The sequence below is a fragment of the Gimesia panareensis genome, assembly GCF_007748155.1.
Taxonomy (GTDB): Bacteria; Planctomycetota; Planctomycetia; order Planctomycetales; family Planctomycetaceae; genus Gimesia; species Gimesia panareensis.
Genome location: NZ_CP037421.1, coordinates 4,133,580 through 4,150,787, shown reverse-complemented (window position 1 = coordinate 4,150,787; position 17,208 = coordinate 4,133,580). Strand labels below are relative to the sequence as shown.

Genomic DNA, 17,208 nt, shown 5'->3' with positions numbered 1-17,208 from the left:
ATCAGTTCGGAATCCCATCTGAATTAGTAGCCGTTTGGCGATCAGAGTTAGGCGGTGAACTTAATGAACTGCAGCTTGAAGCAATAAATAATCATCGAATTCTTGATGGCAACTCACTGGTAGTAGTCGCACCGACTTCATCTGGGAAGACGTTCATAGGTGAATTAGCAGCAGCAAAGGCAATGGTTGATGGCCGAAAAACAGCTTTCTTGTTGCCCTACAAATCTCTTGTTAATGAAAAATACGATCAGTTTAAACGAATATACGGAGGAGTTGGACAACGTGTTATCCGTGCAACTGGCGATACTCATGATGAGATCTCATTGTTGCTCAAAGGAAAGTACGATTTTGCTTTCTTGACCTACGAAATGTTTTTGGGATTGGTAGTAAACAACCAGTCAATCTTACACAGCCTTGGGCTGGTTGTTCTTGATGAAGCTCAGTTCATTTCCGACCCAAATCGTGGGATTACCGTTGAACTTCTTTTGACAAACTTGCTCGCCTCAAAAGAAAAAGGGGTATGCCCACAACTTATTACACTGTCTGCAGTCATTGGTGACTTGAACAATTTCAACAAGTGGCTCGATTGCGAATCGCTTGAGACAGACAGGCGACCAGTGCCATTGTCTGAAGGCGTCTTGGATCGCAGTGGACGAATCCGAATTAAGGACGGGGCATTGGAAGATACTTTACAGCTCATCCCCTCAAGAAATATCACTCAACGCCGTCCCAAACCGAGCAGCCAAGACGTAATCGTGCCACTGGTCAAACAGTTAGTTGGAGATGGTGAAAAGGTTATCGTCTTTCGAAACAGTCGTGGATCTGCTCAAGGCTGCGCTAAATATCTGGCAACTGAGTTGCGATTACCATCGGCAGATTTACTCAAAGGGGCTTTGCCATCGCACGATGTGACTTCGGCCTCATCTGCTCTTCGTGATTCGTTGTCTGGTGGAGTTGCCTTCCATACTTCAAATCTTTCTGCAGCCGAACGTGAATTAGTTGAACGGGAGTTTCGCGATTCAAACGGCAATATCCACGTCTTGGTTGCAACAACGACTGTTGCAGCAGGGATTAATACACCTGCAGATACCGTCATTATTGTCGAACACGAATTCTATGGAGCGGAAAAACGATATTTCACGATTGGTGAATACAAGAATATGGCGGGAAGAGCTGGACGGCTCGGTTACAAACCGCATGGAAAGGCAATCTTGCTGGCCGATACGCCGATTCAACAGAACCAACTGTTTGCGCGGTACGTTGATGGAAGTCCTGACCCATTGAGATCGTCGTTTAGTTCGAAACACATTGAGACGTGGTTACTCAGATTACTGTCACATGTCGGTCATGTCCAACGTGCGGACGTTTTTCGTCTGTTAGCGAATACATTCGGTGGGTACCTCGCGAATCGAGAAGATCCGAATTGGTTTTCCCATGCACAGGTTGAAGCAGAAAAATTCGTCGGCGAGATGTTGCGACTTGAGATTGCAGAAATCAATGGCGACGAAATTCAACTGACAATTCTTGGGCGTGCTTGCGCGAATTCTTTGCTTGACTTCCGCTCATCAATTCGACTTATTGAAGTGCTGCAACAACTGCCTCCCGACCAATTCACGATGGAACGGTTAATGGTTTTGGTCCAACTGCTGCCAGAGTCAGATAACGTCTACACTCCTATGTTGAGAAAAGGTCAGTGGGAAGCTAGGTGGCCTCAAATGGCTGCGTCAATGTTTGGACAAGAGACAGCATTGATTTTGCAAAAGGGCGCGAGAGACACAGCTCATTTCAGGGCAAGATGTAAGCGTGCCTTGATACTCCACGACTGGCTCGAAGGTGTTTCAATTGGCTCAATCGAAAGCAAGTTCTCCGCGAACGCTTACTCGCAAGTCGGGCTTGGCGACATTCGTAGCATTGCAAACCTGACTAGACTTCATTTGATGTCCGCGTTCCAAATTGCCAATGCCATGTTGTTGGTCAATAATTTGGATAATGATGAAGTCGAGCACTTTCTGAAACGTCTTGAATTTGGCTTACCTGAAAGTGCTTTGGGATTGCTTGGTTTACCAAAGTCGTTATCACGCGGAGAATACTTGGCATTGCACGCCTCGGGAGTGTCCAAGCTTGGTGAGTTTTGGTCAAAGTTGACGTCAGTGGTCTCTGATATTCTGGGCCGCAACAAGGCCGACGAGTTTAAGGAACTTGCGACCGAAGAGATTCGAGTTAACTCGTTGGAAAATGCGGACCATCTTCAACAACTTAACTTAGAGCGCTGATATTGATGTTCGCTTAAAAATCCCCCTGTCTGTATTCAGGTGATTTTGCAAAGTATCTGCTTCATTTTCATCCATGCACGCCAACAGCTACCGCAATACAGGACGGTAAGTCGTCCTCTGTGAAATGCTGATGCATTTCTTGATAAACTTCTCGCATGGGGGCAACTAATTTCGGATCGAAGGCAAGAGCGGCGAATAAAGCGTCACGTATCTCACTCGTCCACGTTTTAGAATCCGATAGGTACTGTCCCAGTAAAACCTGTGCTGCTTACTAAGCCCTTCCGATAACCTCTCGTATCCCTCGTTAAAGCCCTCTCGCCATGGGCGAACGAGATACTCAAGTTTGCGTAAGAGTAAGAGCCTGTTAAAGCCTCGCGTTTACTCGCCATCACTATTCTCTAATCTCGAGAAATTGGCCTCGATTTTAGCCTCGACATCGGCCACGTCTTGTTTCCAAAGCTCTGCCAAATGCACTAAGACATCGATGACATCGCTTGGGACGGCTGGATTTCGTCCCACTTTTACATATGGACCGTCTGATTCTGTCAGGACACGGTCACGCGGTATACGATCAATCAGATATTTGCCCTTTGCTGATCTTGTCATCGCAGGATTCACTGAGAAGTAGTGCCCTGACTCAATAGCGAATTGCAACGTTCCAACGCCACCGCTGTACCAGTGAAAAATTGCAGGGCCAATCCCGTATTCTGTCAACATTTCGAGCACAACTGCTTCTGCACCACGGCTGTGGAGCGTCAATAGTTTCCTTGATCCCTGAAGTGCCTCAAGAATCGATGCAAAAACTCTGATTTGCTCGTCGCGAGTTGCTTGGCCCTCAAGCGAGAAATCGAGTCCAACTTCGCCGATGTAGTAAGCTGTCGAAGCGAGGTGACAGAACTTCTCAACCTCATCTTGGTGTTTCGCGGCATTCAGCGGATGAAAGCCAAGGGCAAGATGTACGAATTTGTGATTTATAAGATGTTCATAACCAAGCTCGAAGTGGCTCGGCAGATTTGTCACCGCTACTACAAATAATTTATCGGCTTCGCAATCGGCGGCGATTATAGATGGATCTGCGTATCGATCGACGTGACAGTGCGTATCAATTCGCATTGCGGTCTAGTCCCCCACGCCTGAGAATGTCATTAGTCGCCTTCGCTAGCAGCCACTGCTTGATTTCATCCATTGCTCGATGTACGGTCGCGGCGTAACTCCGCAATTCGGATACGTCATGCTCTCCGTTGGTCGCCAACATGCGGGCTATTTCATCCTCAGTGGGGTTGCGATATAGAAACGACAAACAAGCACGAAAGTCATTCGGTGCAACGGACGAGGAGTCTTTCAGCCTTGCCCAGCCGCGACAGACATTGTCGCCATAGGATTCAGTATCGAGATCGACACTATGCAGCGATGCCCTTCGGTAAATGCATGGCATGCACGAACCACATTGGCGAGCCTTGCGATTCTTCCACCATCTCTTGTGTCCCCTCTGTGCACACGAGACGGAGTCCAGTGCGACGGTCTTTAGGAACTCAAGATTCTGACAGCATGCGACTACCTCACCTTTTGTCTTTCCAAGTAATGGATTGGTAATTGCCCCCTTCATGCCAAGTCCTTTTGCGATTGCCTGAATCTCGGAAAGAAAGCGAGGATGTGCTGTTCGAGTAGAACAGGAGCCGCGTCGAGATGGAGTGAGCGGACAATTCAGCGCGATGGTACCGTTTTCCGGTACTAGAAGATCCATGTCCTTATTTAGAGCATTGATTACAAACATGCCTAAACCGAGAAACAGAGCTGATCGGCTTCGAAATGTTAATTCACTTCCCGGTGGTTCCTGTCCAACTGCAATAAGTTTCGACTCAATTCGCCCCTCATACTTCTTAGTAAGAGACTCAAGCAATCGCTTCTGATCGCTAAGCGGCCCTGCAACTCTAGTGTCATGATGACCGACCAATGCAAGTCGCCCGTCATTTGATTCTAACCAATCAATCGCTCCGGCCAGAGAATCCAACCCGCCAGAAAACAAGCAAGCAGCATCGGCAAGAATCGGTTCAGTTTTTCGTTTGATTTTGAGTTTTCTCGGAACGACGAGACGGCGACGGCGTTTCTTGAAGGAGAATCGCCAATTGTCACCAGTTAGAAATCCAATGCAGTTGTCGATTTCCGTTGCCAAACTGGTCCACCGATCTGGGTCGTCGACGGATAGAGTCACATGGATGTCACGAGTCCATAAATCCTTGGTTTTCTCCCGTGGGACAAGTTTGTCCGCCGCATAGACAACCGCACCGAACAACAGAAAGTCCTGCGTTTCAGCGTTTGGACTGTTGAGGCCTTTGCAAAGCGTTTTGAAATCAATTTTCACCTGACTGGACAGGCCGGAAGAAGTGCGAACCGTGATCCTAGCACACTCATGCAGCGTGGGCTTGCTCGGATTCACTGTTAGGCTGATGTCAATGGTCATTAGCTGAACACCTCCAAAGTCATCCGCATGATCTCGTTCGAAAAGTTTCCCCATTCTGTCATCCAATCGACTTCATACACATCGATGTCGAGCGACCTATTTAGAACTAGTGATTTTATGCATCCCATGATATCGCCGAGAAAAGACACTGCGACCGCATCACCATGCTGCTGGACAAGGTGCTCAAAGTGAACACGACAGAACTGCTCGTATAGATGATATGCAAAGAACTTCATCGTGAGTTTGGTGAGTGTCTCCACATTCGCGATGTCGCCAAATACAGATTCAACTTCTTCAGACGTCTCTGCATTCGCAAGCAGCTCATCCATTAACCGAGATAGAGCACTTCGGGCGTCCACAGCGTCGTGTGAATTATCGGCATGGCCAAACAAGCCAACCAATCCGAGCACAATGTCTGCGGGCGAACCACCAACCAAGTCAGAGAGATTGTTCCGCCGAAGTGCTTCGTCAAGGCCATCGTGAGCGACCTGGCCAACAAATCCAGCAAAGCCTCCGATCGTGGATTGAGCCGAACGATCGCCTCCCCCGCCAAGTACCCCACCGCCATAAGAAATTCGCGACGCACCGCCGTTGTTGGATATGTGATTGCTGAGATAGGATTTTGCTTTTGTAGGCGTAAGGGCAATATTACCACGTTGGGTGATCTGCCTCTTCTGCGCTCCCCATGCAGGAGGAGCATCGTACCCGGTAGATGTTCCCATTTGTCAGCGTCCCGCTTTCTTCTTGATCGGCTTTTTGGGTTTCAATGCCTCGGACACTGCCTTTCCGATTCTTGATGATGTTGACTCCTTTAACTTGTCGATTGCCGGCTGCAACGATTCCGCAATCTCCGGCTTGCTTTGCGAGAGAGTAACCAAGTCGACACCAACTGCTCCAGGAATTTCCTTAACCGGGTACTTTGTCAGAATATTGGCTAGAGGTAGTTTCAAAACCCTAAATTACGTGAACAGTTTGGTATAGTATTTGTAGGAGTACCTCCCCAGAAAGGAGGTCTCATTATGACCATGACCCGCGTGTCACGACCTGCCACAGGTCGCAACATTACCGGGTCCAGGACGGAACCAAAACCACAACTCTCGGACGAGCAATGGCTTCTGATCAAAGATCTGTTTCCAGAACCACCGGCAAACGCAGCCGGAGGGCGGCCCAGAGTGGCTCCCCGCGAGTGTCTCGAAGGAATCCTTTGGGTATTAAGGACCGGTGCCCGATGGAAAGATTTACCAACATTTTTACCATCTCCCAGCACTTGCTGGCGTCGTTTCAAGGAATGGACCGAAGACGGTGTCTTCCTGGAAGCATGGCAGCGATTGCTCGAACATTTCGACCGACGGAAGCTGGTAGTCTGGTCGGAAGCATTCGGGGATGGCACATTCTGCCCCGCAAAAAAAGGGGCGCCGATGTCGGAAAGACAAAACGGGGAAAGGGAACCAAGCTTATGCTGCTGGTCGACGGAAACGGACTCCCTCTCGCTCTGGATCGTTCCAGTGCCTCTCCGGCAGAGGTGAAGCTGATTGAATCCCTGCTGGACCAGCGCGTTTTGCCACGTGACCCCGATCGCCTGATTTATGATCGTGCGGCCGACAGCGATCCCCTGCGCACAGAGCTGGCAGAACGGCAGATAGAACTGGTCTGTCCGCATCGCAAGAACCGTGTGAAACCAGCGACGCAAGATGGGCGTGCTCTGCGACGATATCGACGCCGCTGGAAAGTCGAACGCACCTTCAGTTGGCTGTTCAACTTTCGTCGTCTGGTAATACGGTATGAACGATACAGTCATTTGTTTTTAGGATTCGCACAACTCGCGTGCGTGTTCACATTACTTAATAAGTTATGAAACCACTTCTAGTAGTCGTGCCGTTCCAGCAATATCCGACTCAACGAGTGCTCTGAGAGCATCGTAGTTCGCCTTGTTTTTCAACTGCTGTGATATCCTCTGATCGATCAACCCGAAAAGAACTTCACAATCATCTTCCGGTAGTTCTCGAATCATTGCCATGCTCGCGGTTCGCTTCCCTGGATTGTCGGACATAAGATCATCAAACGCACGTCGAACAATTGGAGGAACCATTGACAGGCCAGACAGTGTTGACTGCAAGCGATCTCGTGCTACCCAGAAGTAGTCGCGGAGGTCAATGCCGGCCAGCTTCGGATCGATCGCAATCCAGCGGCGAATCCATGAAGTCCCCCAACCTTCCTCAATCTCCTTTGCTGCGTCTTTGTCGTTGGGTTTACCATCTGGTAGACGAATAGCACTCTCCAAGTCGATAATCTGCTTGGGGTAACCCTCTTGGGATGCCTGCCAATTGTAAAGCTCACGAAACTGGGTAGCCTTGACATATTCGAGATAACATCAGTTTGACAAGCACTGGATCGTCAATGTTATCCAGTTTTGCAGCTTCAGCAAGCTTCTTTCTCATCATGAACGCGTTCATGAACCGCTTCACCTGTCGCGGATTGCCTTCCAGCCCTTCCGTAACAAGTGGAGCGACTGCGGCACAAAACGTGAGGGCCTCCGACAGCTCATCATTGGGATCATCAGCCTCAGCTTTGATTAATGCCGCCTCGACCGCAGCCGACCCAAACACTACATATCGGTTTTCAGTTCGTTGCTCGTTGCAAGCAGCCACGACCTGCTCGAACGGCTCATTTTTCAGATGTCGTTCGCAGAACAGCAAGACCATATAGGTTTCAATTTCCGCCGGAGATAGCCTTGGTAGATGGTAAGGAAATTGAATCAGTTTTTCCAAGTAATCGGTTATCAGTCTATCATCTTGCTCCGACTCGCCTCCATCTGATTCAGCAATTCTCTCAAAGTCGCGGTATTTCCATCTAATCGCATGTCGAACAATTCGCGGGTCCGCACCGATAACGAACGCCGTATTTTCGACATTCAGAAATAGCTTTATTGCTTCCAGATTCTCTATGATCCGTTCTGGAGAGCATCGGTCGAGGTCGTCAATCAGAACGATTAACTTCTCGACGTCGGATTCTGCCAACATCTTAGCGAACTGATCTCGAAACGTCCGAACATCCATTGGCCCCGCAGAAGACGAGTCCTTTCGAATCAATTTTTCCCAGTCGACGGTTACTGCTTTGACATCATCATTTCCCGCTTTATCCTCGCCTGTGTCTGTTTGATCTGTTGTTACAGGCTTCCCTGTAGTAGGCCATCCCGCCAGCGATCCCATTGATTGGGACATAGATGGCAGTAAAGATGTACCACCAGTGACGTAGGCAGCAACGGCTGGAATTGCTACGTGCTTCAAACCCAAGCCAGCAAGACGCATCCAATTGACTGATTTGAGCAAGGATGCGGCCTTTTCTTTGATCTTGGGGCCAAATCGTTTGTGTTCTCCCAGTGCGAGAAGTACCGAACTTAGGATCGCCGATTTAGCGTCGTCATAACCCTCGAATAGCCAACCATTGAAGTAAAGGCATGCTACACCATCTAGTTCCGTTTTCATCGCGGGCTCACCCTGCCAATTCTCAGGGGTGAGATCGCGTTCAAGCATCTTCATCAAACTTGTCTTGCCACCACCCCAATCCGCGAACAGACCGATAGTCACGGGCAATAAGGTTTGATCCGTAATTATGGATCGAATCAGATCCGTATGTACGCCAAAACCAATTAGATCTTGATGAGTTTCCTGATCCGTCCACACAGTGTGCCCCCAATCCGCAGTTTTTCTGCATATTCTCTGATGCTTAAACGCCTGTTAGCCATCGGTACAAGTACGATCAGTTCGATGGCTCGTATTAGTTCACACACACAGAACGATGAGTGTACACTTTTGGCCACGTGCGATCAATCGTCTGCGATATCCCTTTTGTGTATTCTCGCGATCCGCCATTCCGCACGACGACATTTACATAAATACCGAAAACATATTTTACGAACGTGACCAATGACACCACCACATTTATGGTGAAGCCCCACGTCTGATTCGTGGGGTTTCGGTTCTGAGCGTTGGTCCTGTAGTGCAATATCGACTGCGACAGGGCCAAGTGATTGAATCGCTCGCGAAACTCATCAATTAGCGGACACTCCGTAAAATCACCGTTAAACGGTTTCAAGTCACTTCGATCTGAACTGGAAATGGTCCATGTCAGTTCGACCACTCAATTTTGTCTATGAAACTTATCGAATCCAAGATAGCAAACGAAAGCGAACGGTATTTGAAACCAATTTGCCGCGGATAGTCGCAGTCTACGTCAAATGATGACGAACCATCATATGTCCCAGAAGAGACGCTCGAGTCCCGACACGCGGATTATGATGCTGTGTTATTTCTGGTACTTCCACTTCAGCAACCATATATTTGTCAACACTTTCCGTCAAAACCGGGCTGTTTCGCTTGAACCCATTTTGACCTTCTGGGTTCCTTGAGGCAAGTCTTGGCATTTGAATGCGGCGGCTTTATGTAACGAGCTGATGGGATTCACAAGAACCTACCCAAGATCGGAGTGTCAACTTTATAATGGAGATATTTGGGTAGGAACGACGCAATGAAGATATCGCAACGATCAATTAAGGCGCTCGGAAAAATCGTTACCGGCGACGAGGGGTTGTCCCCTTATCGCAGCGGTCCGCAGCTCGTTGATCTCTTCAACGAGTACGGAGCAAATGACGTTTATGGAAAGGGATTCCCGTCGCGTTGGATGTACGCTGAGGAATCTCTTCGCGCGATGAATGGCACAGATAGCCTCGCAGCCGTGGTTTGTCATGTCTTTGACCCACGCGAGTTCATGGACACGGATAAGGATCTCGAACCAGCAATTGATTTTGTCAACAAGCGTCTGGCATATGATGGATTCAATGTCGTCATTGAGCGAGGAAAAGCGAAGATTCGTGACACCGAGGGATCTGCTGTGCAGTTTTCCTCACCATATGGCGACGGCGCAACCGATGCTCATGAATTCATTGATGAGCAGATTGAGAAGTCGGAGCAGAAGATCCTGGACGGAGATTTCGACGGAGCAATCACGAACGCGAGGTCTCTGTTGGAAGGCATCATGCGAGACATCGAGATTGCTCTTGATGCGGACGCTCCCAAGAAGTACGACGGAAACATGGTCAAGCTTTACCAGCGTGTTCAGAGGGGGCTCAACCTCGAACCATCTCGTCCAGACATCGACAATCCACTGAAACAGGTGCTATCAGGACTCAGCAGTATCATCGGCGGTGTAGCGGCGATTCGCAACCGAATGAGCGATGCGCACGTCCGCTCCTACAAGCCCTCGAAGCATCATGCAGTCCTCGTTGTGAACGCTGTGAAAACGTTAGCGAACTTCCTGTACGATACGCAAGAATATCAGTCGCTAAAGGCAAAGTGAGGTACTCGGTAAGTGCCATTTCGAGACTTTCTGGCTCAACGGCGCTGACGAGCAAGGAGGTCATTCATGGTCCGTCCTCCTCATTTATAATGAACGCGGTCGAGTCTGGGCTTGGTTAGCTCCCAAGAATATCCGAAAGGTGTATTTCCGCTGATCGAAGATTGATCAGGACTGTCGCCGCCGACTATTTTTCTTTGGTCCAAGGTGGGGCGCGGGTTTTCAATCCATACGGGTGTTCACAATCTCAATGATTATGTCATGTCTAGATAGTTGGAGGGGCAATTTGCTAGATTTATTACTGTTCTTTTGTGTAATGTATTATTATATTGATGTTATGGTTCAATCTGTATACTATGAATTTACCTATTCGACTATCATTTTTGTTTTCTACTATTAGTCACTCCAATGCTTAAGTAACGGGCTTTTTAATGAGGCGGGAATTCTGTCAGCGATTGATCATGTTGCGCCGCAATCATCCCGCGTGGCTTCTTCTGGCGTCCCGTAATGGTCCATTAACCCTTGCGAGTTTGAAATCGCTAATTGATGCCCATCCAGGTGGGATCGACTTTGAAGACGCTGTTGAGCATCTGGCAGAGTCATTTGCTCTGCACGCCAATGACCCGGAGTTCAACTTAGGAGATGATCACTCTCTTGCTGCACGGCGCGAATTACGGCAGTGGTTGAAACGTGGGTTGATCGTAGAACGGGATAGTCAACTGTTAATGACCGATGCATTGCAGCGTTCATTCCTTTTTCTGGATTCTTTGGAAGACGAGACCATGACCTCAACCGCTTCGCGTCTTGCAACAGTACAACGAGCGATTGAAGATCTGGACGCACAATTGAGTCACAGTCAATCCAGTCGTGAGAAGTCACTGAAGATGAGAATTGCCTCCCTCGAAAAAGAATTAGCGGCTGTTCAGGCTGGTGAATTTGAAGTGCTAGAGGGTTCGCAGGCGCAAGAAGGTATTCGTGAAGTTTATCAACTTGCTGTGAGTCTGCGTGCGGATTTCCGCAGAGTGGAAGACTCTTATCGTGAAGCTGATCGTTCACTACGACAGCGGATCATCAGCGAAAAGCAACATCGTGGAGAGATTGTAGATGAGTTGCTTGATGGGAATGACGCACTTGTCGACACCATCGAAGGTCAAGTTTTCGAAAACTTCTACCAACAATTGGTAAAAAGTGCCGAGTTGGAGCAGATGAAGCAACGGCTCCGTTCCATCTTACAAAATGAAGATACAGACAAAGCGCTCAAACGAAAACAAAAGGCAGACTTGCGTGAACTGGTTTCACGTTTGGTTAAGGAATCAGAGCGTGTCATTCAGGCACGAGCGCGGAGCGAAAGAGATGTTCGGGGGTTCCTCAAGTCCGGACTCGCAGACGAACAAATTCGGGTCGGTGCAATATTACAGGAACTGTTTCAAGTAGCATTGGAAGTAGATTGGCAGTCGCAGCGGATACGACGTACCAAAGGCCCGTTGCCACCAGTTCCAATATCAATACCTAACCTTCCTGTAGTGGAGCGATATCTCGTCAAGCAGGCTGACGGAGAGAATTTTTATGATCTTGATTTCACTGTAGTAGAAGCAGATCTGGCGAAGATGGATGAGGAATTTTGGCGTGCTTATAGGGCATTGGACCGTGTACAGTTATTCGAGTCAACCATTGCCTATCTACAATTATCTAGGAAATCACTGACTATTGGTGAGTTAGCGAAGGCGCTGCCCCCGAGTCATGATCTAGAAACTTTGGCCTACTGGCTGGCAATGGCCCGCGAAGCTGGTGTCGAGATCGATGACAGTAAAGAGACCATTGACTTATTTGATGAAGACGAATGTTGGACACGATTTCATACACCACTTATAAAACTAACACATATCTTAGTAGATAAGCTAGAACCCGGAAATTTGGAATGAGTAACATCTTTGATCGTAAAGTTTCTGGAAGTAATGTTGGTGAGCATTCGGTTCATCAGGAGTCTACATCTCAAACAGCCAACATCCAGGTTGAAGAAAATTCGTCATTAACTTCTTCAGATGTGAAGGAACTCACTCAGGAGTTACTAAAAAATGGGTATATCGAAGAAACCAGAAAGCCCGAGTTTTTCCGTCGGTCTGTCATTTATGAAAAAGAAATCATTGCCGCACTTGAACCGCTTGACCTTATATTACGGCTCGATACACATCGCGGTGTGGCGTTCCTAGCTGTTGCAGAATCTGCATGCAATTTGGATGATGGTCAAGAATGGACGCATCCGTTGGTGAGGCGGCAGCGGCTCACTCTCGAGCAATCATTACTCGTCGCTATCTTGCGACAGGCTTTTGTGATGCACGAGCAGGAATCTGGAGTTGGATATAGTACTGCTAAGATCTCGATAGATGACCTTCTGCCACAATTTCTGACCTACTTCGATGACTCTGGTAGTGATGCAAAAAATGAGAGCCGTCTAATGCGACTGCTCGATCAATTGAAAATTTACGGAATTGTTTCCGAAGTCGACAAGAATCAGGAGGTCATCATACGTCCATTGATTGCACACCTTGCCAATCCGGAGTCTCTTTCTGCGCTACTGCAGATACTATGTGAGCATAGCCAATCGGTCGATTGTTCAGAAAGCGATGTCTAAATGGACGATCAGCAGGAGCAATTGCTGTATTTGGGAAACGATCTTAAAAAAGGGGATACTTCATACATCCTGCAAGTTCTGGAGGTCTTCAATTGGGGCCCATTCTCTGGATTTCATCGTGCGGAGTTTGAACCTGGTGGCACAGCAATAATCGGCCCCACTGGCAGCGGTAAGACGACCTTGGTTGATGCGCTAATGACATTGCTCGTCTCACAACCACGGTATAATCTCGCATCTACCGGCGGACATGAAAGCGACCGCACGTTGATTTCGTACGTACGAGGCGTTCTGGGGGGCGATGGATCAGATGGCCGAGAGGAAGTCGCACGACCTGGTAAGACAATCACAGGGGTTTGTGCCACTTACACGGATGGAGAAGAAATACTCAGATTAGGCGGTCTATTATGGACAGAAGGTTCTAGTAATGCCAGCCAGGATCTCAAGCGAAGGTGGTTGTTCTCCTTGGCTGAGGATCAGTCGCTAGAGAAATGGTTGCGGTTATTGCATGATAATGGGGTGCGTGACTTGATGCGGATGGGACGTGAAACGGCGAAACTTCGTATCTTTGATAGTAAGAAAGCTTACTTGGTACATGTGCGGAAGTTTTTTGATGTGGGAGAAAATGCTTTAACGCTACTCAATCGCGCTGCCGGATTGAAACAGCTCAATAGTATTGATGAAATTTTTCGTGATCTTGTTCTAGACGACCGTGCTGCATTTGATCGTGCGCTTGAAGTAGCTGGGGAATTTGACAATCTGGTTGGTATTCATACCGAACTAGAGATGGCACGTCAGCAGCAGGAGTCATTGATACCTGTGGCGGATAATTATCGAAGGCTTGTTAAGTTAAAAGAGAAAGTTAATTGTTTTCAGATATTGAAACGGATCGTTTCTGTCTGGTATGCAATTACAGGTGAACAACGTTGGTCTCAGGTTTTGGATCAAATTGCTAGAGACCGTAAAAGGATAGTTTTAGAGTTGTCTTGCGTAGAACGTGAAGAAAAAGATTGCCAATCTCGAGTCGACATGCTACGTGAACGCTATTTCAAACTTGGTGGCAATGTAATAGGCGAATTAGAGAACACAATCAAGGTCCAACAAGAACGCGTAGAGGAGCGTCGCAGATGTGTTGAGGATTACCATCGAATGGTGAGTGTGTTTGGTCTTAACAAAGATTTGAGTAAGGAAGCGTTGCTCCATAATCAAGGGTTGATTTCCGAAAAGCATGAAGAGATTCAAAAGTTACACGATAAAACGCAAGAAGAATTAATAGCTTCACTTTCTAAACAACGTGACAAGGAAACGAAAACTAACGAACTCGAGTCTGCTATACGCAAAGTTAAAGATCGACCAGGTTCAAATATTCCTCCGAAGTATCAGGACTTTCGTGCTGAGCTGGCAGAGGAACTCGATCTGTTGGATAGTGATTTACCATTTCTTGCGGAACTAATCGAAGTAAAGCCAAATGAGGCAATGTGGCGCGGAGCCATTGAACGGGCTATCGGATCCGAGCGTCTGCGTATTCTTGTCCCGGAAAAAAAACTTGAGATTGCACTTCATTGGGTCAATAGCAGAGATAATCGATTACATGTACGTTTGCAGCGCGCCAGGAGTGATGTGAGACCTGTCCAGTTCTTTTCTGATGGTTTCACACGCAAACTCAATTTCAAATCGCACCCATTGCGAATAACAGCAGAACAAGTGTTATCGAAACGTGATCTACACTGCGTTGCATCTTCCGAGGCATTACGGGACATCGAGTACGGACTCACCCTCGAAGGAATGATGTCAGGACGACGTGGGAAGTTTGAAAAGCAGGATCAATTTCGATTAAAAGAGAATTGGATGACCGGTTTTGATAACAAAGATCAGCTTAAGTCTTTGTCAGATCAACTGATCGAATTAAGTCAGTCAGTCAAGCAATTAAAAGTAATTTCGAAACAGCTCCAAAGCAATTTGTCGAGATTTAATGAACAATTGTTGATAATCAAACAGCTCATCAAACTCGAGTTTTCGACCATTGATTTGCCAGGAGCAGAATCAGACATGTCACGTTCTCAGGAACGGCTTGCCTTGTTACTTGACCCTAAATCCGATGCAAGTGAGGCGAAATCTGCCTATGAATCCGAACTTGAAAAGCTAGAAGCCATCCGACAACGTATCAGTGATTCTCAAAGGGAAATAGCCAGGCTCGAATCTGAATGCTCTCACGCAGATGATCAGCGTAAAAAAAACATACACAGAATTGGGGATGGGCTTACTGAAGAGGAAACAGCATTGGCCGAAAAAGAACTCCCCATCGCCTCTGAAATTGAAGCCAATCAGCTTGATGTCGCGGAGCGTCAAGCAGCGGGTGACATAGATAAAGAACTTGATGAACAACTCCAGGATGTCACCGAGCAAGAAAGGCGTCTTGTTCGCCTGATGGAAGCTGCTCGCCGCATTGATACGGGAGCTTTGGCAGAAACAGGGTCCGAACTTGAAGACATCCCTGACTATCTAGATCGGCTACGTGTCCTAAATGAAGAAGCTTTGCCAGAGAAGTTAAACCGATTTCTTGAGTACTTGAACCGTTCATCAGATCAAGGTGTGACTCAGTTACTTTCTGGGATCAAGGAAGAAGTGGATGAGATCGAGCACCGCATTGCTAATCTTAATCAGACGTTAGTGAAAGTTGATTATCGGTCCGGCCGTTATCTTCAGTTGCAGACAAAGCGAATCAAACACGAACGCTTACGTTCCCTCGAAAGTGCGATGCGAAAATTACGTGATGCATCATTAAAGGACGACCAAGGAGAAAGCCACTACAAAGCGCTTCGTGGGTTGGTGGAAATATTACGTGACGCAGGACAGAACCGGCGACAGCAAGGATCCCGAGCCCTTTTAGACCCACGTTACCGTCTACAGTTTTTTGTGGTTGAAGTAGATCGGCAGACAGGAAATCAGTCACCACCGCGCACAGGTTCACAAAGTGGTAGTGGTGGTGAGAAAGAGTTGATGGCCAGTCATATTCTTACGGCTTCTCTAAGTTATGCTCTATGTCCTCCTGAAGCGAGTTGTCCGCGCTATGGTACTGTCATTCTGGACGAAGCATTTTCAAAAAGCTCACCATCAGCAGCAGGACGTATCATTGAGGCTTTACGAATTTTCAATTTACACCCTATTTTTGTCACACCCAACAAGGAGATCAGTTTGTTAAAACAGCACACTCGAAAGGCTATTTGTGTTCAGCGACCTAATAAAGAAGCAAGTCTTGCATCAATTTCTTGGGAAAAGCTTGAAGGACTCGTACGTCCAAGATGAAGTCGCCTGCTGAACTGACACTGAGTTTGAGACGCCAGTGGGAAAATGCTGACAAACGTGAAACTAGACTACTTGGAGGTGAAAACGCTTGGCCTGTCATCCACTCAATCGGACTACCTACGTCAAAAGAGATGTTTTCTGATCTTGATAGTGTCAAACGTCACGTCAATGAATGGAGACAGGTCAATGTTGGCGAAGTGATCTGGGAAGGTGTCAGATATCGTGCTACCTCAGGGCCTGTCGAAATGCCAGTCCAGTGGAAACTTCAGCAGCCAACGGAATGGATTAACGCATGCGCTGATCAAACTATACACAACGAATTCAAATCATTGACATTGCTAGCTGAACAGACAGATCCACTTTTTCATTCGCTGTTAATCCGTCGACGTTCACTTTGGCTCAGTAAAAGATTGGACGAAGTTGTGCAGGCTGCTCACCTCGCTATGGAATTGGAATCAGGTTGTGCGGCGGGAACACCGTTGCGTGCCATATCACTTGGAGGGATCGATACAAAGTTTTTTGAACGCAATGCACGTCTCGTCACTGCTCTGCTCGATACGAGATTCGATGATGAAGTTAGCAGAATTGGGATTGAAGCATTCCTTGGAGCTATTTCGGAAGGTGATCACTGGTTGCTTTTGATGGACCTTGACGGCTCACTCCTGCCGTTCCGTAGGCAACGTGTTCGCAGTTCTGAATTGAGAGAGAGTATCCTACCTGGGAAGCGGTTACTGATTATTGAGAACGAAAGTTGTCAACATCAACTACCCGATGTTCCAGAGACTATTGCAGTTTTAGGTTCTGGTTTTGATCTTGGTTGGATAGAAGGTCACCGGTTGCAGGAGAGGAAAATCGGTTATTGGGGAGATATCGATACTTGGGGCCTACAATTCCTTGCGAAAGCACGGCTAACCGTCCAGCAATTGGACGCTTTGATGATGACTTCTGAAGTTTACGAGCAGCATTCCTATGCTGCTGTACCCGAACCAATCATAGCCGGAGTTGATTTGCCTACCGGGCTGAGCAATCCCGAACGAGCTCTCTACAAGCGTCTCTTGAAGGAACCCAAAGGGAGACTAGAGCAGGAGTTTCTCCCCCAAAAATTCATCCGCGAAACCATATTAAGCTGGGCGAATAGTTAGGCTAACCAGATTGCAAGAAAGATCCAACGATCATCTCTTAGCTAA

At 47.6% G+C, this 17,208-nt stretch carries 13 protein-coding genes; 7 read left to right on the top strand and 6 right to left on the bottom strand.

Annotated elements, in window-relative coordinates; translation table 11 throughout:
• The coding region (locus Enr10x_RS15470; protein WP_145450581.1) for a DEAD/DEAH box helicase at positions 1-2,273 on the top strand (2,273 nt) is incomplete at its 5' end.
• Between the two features lie 67 nt (positions 2,274-2,340).
• Here the strand turns inward: Enr10x_RS15470 and Enr10x_RS30645 are convergent.
• From Enr10x_RS30645 to Enr10x_RS15455, 4 genes are all read right to left on the bottom strand, one after another.
• The gene (locus Enr10x_RS30645; RefSeq protein ID WP_390621356.1) at positions 2,341-2,484 is read right to left on the bottom strand and encodes a hypothetical protein; all 144 of its coding nucleotides are present in this window, start codon (positions 2,482-2,484) and stop codon (positions 2,341-2,343) included.
• Positions 2,485-2,651: 167 nt separating this feature from the next.
• Positions 2,652-3,386 carry a Qat anti-phage system TatD family nuclease QatD gene (qatD, locus tag Enr10x_RS15465; RefSeq protein ID WP_145450580.1) on the bottom strand — a complete coding sequence of 245 codons (735 nt, stop codon included), beginning with the start codon at positions 3,384-3,386 and terminating at the stop codon, positions 2,652-2,654.
• Complete coding sequence (gene qatC, locus Enr10x_RS15460) at positions 3,376-4,734, bottom strand: Qat anti-phage system QueC-like protein QatC (RefSeq protein WP_145450579.1); 1,359 nt, start codon at positions 4,732-4,734, stop codon at positions 3,376-3,378. Before qatC ends, qatD begins: the two co-directional genes overlap by 11 nt.
• Entirely contained in the window at positions 4,734-5,456 is a 723-nt protein-coding gene (locus Enr10x_RS15455; protein WP_145450578.1) for a hypothetical protein, read from the bottom strand. The genes qatC and Enr10x_RS15455 overlap by 1 nt, the downstream gene beginning before the upstream one ends.
• A gap of 303 nt (positions 5,457-5,759) precedes the next feature.
• Here Enr10x_RS15455 and Enr10x_RS15450 point away from each other — a divergent pair.
• Positions 5,760-6,589, top strand: a protein-coding gene (locus tag Enr10x_RS15450) for an IS5 family transposase (RefSeq protein ID WP_390621347.1) whose coding sequence is annotated in 2 segments (ribosomal slippage) — positions 5,760-6,150 and positions 6,150-6,589 — 831 coding nt in all. Because the reading frame shifts where the segments join, the coding sequence is not laid out codon by codon here.
• Here Enr10x_RS15450 and Enr10x_RS15445 read toward each other — a convergent pair.
• Entirely contained in the window at positions 6,584-7,015 is a 432-nt protein-coding gene (locus Enr10x_RS15445; RefSeq protein WP_145450577.1) for a hypothetical protein, read from the bottom strand. The two genes, Enr10x_RS15450 and Enr10x_RS15445, sit on opposite strands and share 6 nt — an antisense overlap.
• A 52-nt stretch (positions 7,016-7,067) precedes the next feature.
• Positions 7,068-8,417 carry a KAP family P-loop NTPase fold protein gene (locus Enr10x_RS15440; RefSeq protein WP_197997227.1) on the bottom strand — a complete coding sequence of 450 codons (1,350 nt, stop codon included), beginning with the start codon at positions 8,415-8,417 and terminating at the stop codon, positions 7,068-7,070.
• 844 nt (positions 8,418-9,261) lie between these two features.
• Here Enr10x_RS15440 and Enr10x_RS15435 point away from each other — a divergent pair.
• The 5 genes from Enr10x_RS15435 (at position 9,262) to Enr10x_RS15415 (ending at position 17,163) form a co-directional block, all read left to right on the top strand.
• Entirely contained in the window at positions 9,262-10,089 is an 828-nt protein-coding gene (locus tag Enr10x_RS15435; RefSeq protein WP_145450575.1) for an abortive infection family protein, read from the top strand.
• Between the two features lie 458 nt (positions 10,090-10,547).
• Positions 10,548-12,008 (top strand): DUF3375 domain-containing protein, encoded by a 1,461-nt coding sequence (locus Enr10x_RS15430; RefSeq protein WP_197997226.1) that lies wholly within the window; start codon positions 10,548-10,550, stop codon positions 12,006-12,008.
• On the top strand, positions 12,005-12,718 hold the full coding sequence (locus tag Enr10x_RS15425) for a DUF4194 domain-containing protein (RefSeq protein WP_145450573.1): 714 nt from the start codon (positions 12,005-12,007) through the stop codon (positions 12,716-12,718). The genes Enr10x_RS15430 and Enr10x_RS15425 overlap by 4 nt, the downstream gene beginning before the upstream one ends.
• A complete protein-coding gene (locus Enr10x_RS15420; RefSeq protein ID WP_145450572.1) occupies positions 12,719-16,021 on the top strand; it encodes an ATP-binding protein in 3,303 nt (1,100 codons plus the stop codon).
• Positions 16,018-17,163, top strand: a complete 1,146-nt coding sequence (locus Enr10x_RS15415) for a DUF3322 domain-containing protein (protein ID WP_145450571.1) — start codon at positions 16,018-16,020, stop codon at positions 17,161-17,163. The genes Enr10x_RS15420 and Enr10x_RS15415 overlap by 4 nt, the downstream gene beginning before the upstream one ends.
• Positions 17,164-17,208 lie beyond the last annotated feature (45 nt).

What these genes read in the sequence shown, in the direction of transcription:
- Enr10x_RS15435 (WP_145450575.1), top strand. Translation starts at nt 9,262, where the DNA reads ATGAAGATATCGCAACGATCAATTAAGGCGCTCGGAAAAATCGTTACC.
- Enr10x_RS15430 (WP_197997226.1), top strand. Translation starts at nt 10,548, where the DNA reads ATGTTGCGCCGCAATCATCCCGCGTGGCTTCTTCTGGCGTCCCGTAAT.
- Enr10x_RS15415 (WP_145450571.1), top strand. Translation starts at nt 16,018, where the DNA reads ATGAAGTCGCCTGCTGAACTGACACTGAGTTTGAGACGCCAGTGGGAA.
- Enr10x_RS15420 (WP_145450572.1), top strand. Translation starts at nt 12,719, where the DNA reads ATGGACGATCAGCAGGAGCAATTGCTGTATTTGGGAAACGATCTTAAA.
- qatC (WP_145450579.1), bottom strand. Translation starts at nt 4,734, where the DNA reads ATGACCATTGACATCAGCCTAACAGTGAATCCGAGCAAGCCCACGCTG.
- Enr10x_RS15425 (WP_145450573.1), top strand. Translation starts at nt 12,005, where the DNA reads ATGAGTAACATCTTTGATCGTAAAGTTTCTGGAAGTAATGTTGGTGAG.
- Enr10x_RS15455 (WP_145450578.1), bottom strand. Translation starts at nt 5,456, where the DNA reads ATGGGAACATCTACCGGGTACGATGCTCCTCCTGCATGGGGAGCGCAG.
- qatD (WP_145450580.1), bottom strand. Translation starts at nt 3,386, where the DNA reads ATGCGAATTGATACGCACTGTCACGTCGATCGATACGCAGATCCATCT.